Raw genomic sequence first — 3243 nt, 5'->3', positions numbered from 1 at the left:
CACCGGGTCGCACACCACCGGCAAGTGCGGGTGCGCCTGCAGCAGTTCGACCACGGTGTCGACCATCGCGGAGGAACCGAGCATACCCAGCTTGACCGCCGCCACTTGCGAATCGCCGAGCACGGCATTGGCCTGGGCCAGTACCCACTCGCGGTCGAGCACGCGGAAATCGCTGACATTGACGGTGTTCTGCACCGTCAGCGCGGTAACGGCCGGAGCCGCATGGCAACCCTGGGCGAGCAGGGCTTCGATATCTGCCTGCAAGCCGGCGCCACCACTGGGATCATGGCCGGAGAGACAGAGGACAACGGGGCGAGAGCTGTAGATATTCATGGTGCGCGAGCTTACCACCAAACGCTTTTGGCGTGGCCGTCTGGCGATGGCTGAATTTTGTCGGTATTCGTGGGTGTTTATGGCTGTTTGCTAGTATCGATTTTTAGTTGAATAAGCCGCTGAAAGCCTTGTTCTAGAGCCTCTTTAAAAATTATCTTGATGGTGTCCAATGGCCTTTAGCGGCTATGCTAAAGTGGATTCAAATAACTTACTGTATCGCCGGTATACGTCTTCTCAAAAGGAATGGGGGCTATTTGACATAACCGGACAGGCCACGCTGGGGCTCTATGCGCTATTTGCTGATTTTATTGTTGTGCGGGCTACCGCTGTTCGCCAACGCCATTGAGTTCACCCAAGACACTCGAAGCCTGCCCTTGGGCCGTGCCATGCAAGTGCTCGAAGACCCAACTAACACCCTGACCATCGCCGATGTGAGTGCTCCCACCGCCGCCACACAGTTCAAACCCCACGACAAAGACACCCTCAACGCCGGCTATTCGCGCTCGGTGTTCTGGCTCAAGGTCAACCTGCGCTACCTGCCCAAGCAGCCTGAAACCCAGCGCACCTGGCTGCTGGAGTTAGCCTATCCGCCCCTCGACCACCTTGACCTGTACCTGCCCGACAGCACCGGCAACTATCGCCTGGCCGGTCGCACCGGGGATGCCCTGCCGTTTTCCAGTCGCGAGATTCGCCAGAACAACTACCTGTTCAAGCTCGACTTCACACCGGGCGAAACCAAGACCGTCTACCTGCGCCTGCAAAGCGAAGGCTCGATCCAGGCGCCGCTGACGCTGTGGTCCAGCACCGCCTACCTTGAGCAGCAACCGCTGCGCCTGTACGTATTGGGCCTGATCTATGGCGTGTTGCTGGGGATGCTGGTGTACAACCTGTTCATCTACCTCAGCGTGCGCGACACCAGCTACCTTTATTACATCTTCTACATCGCCTCGTTTGGCCTATACCAGTTGTCGGTGAACGGCGCGGCGGTGGAGTATTTCTGGCCGAACAACCCCTGGTGGGCGAATGCCGCGACGCCCTTCCTGATCGGCTCGGCGGCGTTGTTCGGCAGCTTGTTCGCCCGCAGCTTCCTGCACACCGCCCAGCACAGCCGCTGGATCAATCGCCTGTTGCTGGGGTTGGTGGCCTGCGGCGCGGTGGTGATGCTGCTCTCGCTGATGACCAGCTACGCCCTGGCGCTGCGCCTGGCTACCGGTTTGGCGCTGGTGTTTACCGTGACCATCTTTGTCGCCGCCATCAAGGCCTGGTACTGCGGGCAGCGGGTGGCGCGCTATTTCATCATTGCCTGGTCGGCGTTCCTGTTGGGCGGTGTGGTCAACACCCTGATGGTGCTGGGCTACCTGCCCAACGTGTTCCTCACCATGTACGCCAGCCAGATCGGCTCGGCGATCGAAGTGGCGCTGTTGTCCCTGGCCCTGGCGGATCGCATCAACAGCATGCGTGAGCAACAGGCGCAGATCCTCTACGACGCGAGCCAGAAACTCGAAGTACTCAACCAGCAGTTGGCCCGCAGTAACCGGCTCAAGGACGAGTTCCTCGCCACCCTGACCCACGAACTGCGCACGCCGATGAATGGCGTGATCGGCTCCCTTGAGCTGATGCAGACCGTGCCCCTGGACGACGACCTGGCGCAGTACCAGCAAACCGCCGCCGGCTCGGCGCGGGACATGATGCGCATGGTCAATGGCATCCTCACCCTCACCGAATTGCAGGCCGGACGCCTGAGCGCCCAGCCCAAGGTGTTCAGCCTGCGCGGCGTGCTCGGCACCTTGCGCCAGCAGTTCAGCGCCAGCGCGCAGAGCAAAGGTCTGGCCTTTTCCATCGATGTCGCCGACGAGTTGCCCGACCGCCTGCACGGCGACGCCGACAAACTCAGCCAGTGCCTGGATTGCCTGTTGGACAACGCCTTCAAGTTCACCCACGAAGGCGCCGTGCGTCTGCGGGTGGTCGGCGTGCCCCTGAGCGACGGCGCAGTGCGCCTGAGTTTTATCGTCACCGACACGGGCATCGGCTTTGCTTTTCTCGACGAGGCCACCCTGTACCAGCGTTTCTTCCAGCTCGATGGCTCGACGACGCGCGAATACGGCGGCCTGGGAATTGGTCTGGCGATCTGCCGGCAACTGATCGAATTACTCGGCGGGCGCCTCACCCATCATTCCGAACCGCGCAAGGGCAGTCGCTTCCAGTTGGAACTGGCGGTCACCGCGCTGCAGCTCGAGCCACGCCCGGCGAGCCCTGAGCGCGAACGCACGCCTGCGCAGTGCACGGTGCTGTTGGTGGACGACAACAGCGTCGGCCAGTGGGCGGTGCGTGGCATGTTGCTCAAGCTCGGTTATCGGGTGAAAACCGTGGACAGCGGGCCGGCGGCGTTGGCGGCGTTGCAGGGGGAAACCTTCGACGCGGTGCTGCTGGATACACCTGAAGACGGCTTCTCGTTGTGCTGTCAGATTCGTGCGTTGCCCGGCTGCGGCGAGTTACCGGTGATCGCCCTGGGCGCCACGCTGAATGTGTCTGAACGTGAGCGTAGCCATGGCATCGGCATCACCGAACGCTTGGTCAAGCCGGTACGTTTCGACGCGCTGCAGGCGGTATTGGAGCGCCGGCTGCTGTGCCCGCTAGAGGGTGAAAGCGCCGGACATTCGGCGCGTATGCCACTTTTTTAAGCGAGATGACGGTGCTTAACTGAAATTTGGGCCGCAACCCCCGGTGGCCTTTTTCCAGGAGGCCCGTCATGAACTTGCATCAGTTCGCCGAAACCCACGACGTTACCAACCAGCCGCCCTCCTTGGACGGCGTCAACCTGTACCGCATCGACGTGCCGCTGCAAGACTGGTCGCGCCATTTCGGCGCTGGCTGGGCCGCGCCGCAAATCGATGCCTACGGCGCGCTGGC

At 61.6% G+C, this 3243-nt stretch carries 3 protein-coding genes; 2 read left to right on the top strand and 1 reads right to left on the bottom strand.

What is annotated here, in order from left to right; genetic code table 11:
* Window positions 1–333, bottom strand: a 333-nt coding sequence (locus L9Z73_RS28115; protein ID WP_247408010.1) for a bifunctional hydroxymethylpyrimidine kinase/phosphomethylpyrimidine kinase, incomplete at its 3' end; no start/stop codon positions are given.
* A 287-nt stretch (window positions 334–620) separates the two neighbouring features.
* On the opposite strand from L9Z73_RS28115, the gene L9Z73_RS28110 reads away from it, so the two are divergent.
* Both L9Z73_RS28110 and L9Z73_RS31250 read left to right on the top strand, forming a co-directional pair.
* Window positions 621–3014, top strand: coding sequence for a hybrid sensor histidine kinase/response regulator (locus L9Z73_RS28110; RefSeq protein ID WP_247408008.1), 2394 nt, complete (start codon window positions 621–623; stop codon window positions 3012–3014).
* Between the two features lie 68 nt (window positions 3015–3082).
* On the top strand, window positions 3083–3243 hold a 161-nt coding region (locus tag L9Z73_RS31250; RefSeq protein ID WP_282598785.1), incomplete at its 3' end, for a hypothetical protein.

This window comes from Pseudomonas emilianonis (assembly GCF_023072625.1).
Classification (GTDB): domain Bacteria; phylum Pseudomonadota; class Gammaproteobacteria; order Pseudomonadales; family Pseudomonadaceae; genus Aquipseudomonas; species Aquipseudomonas paraveronii.
This window is presented reverse-complemented; position numbering and strand designations above follow the sequence as displayed.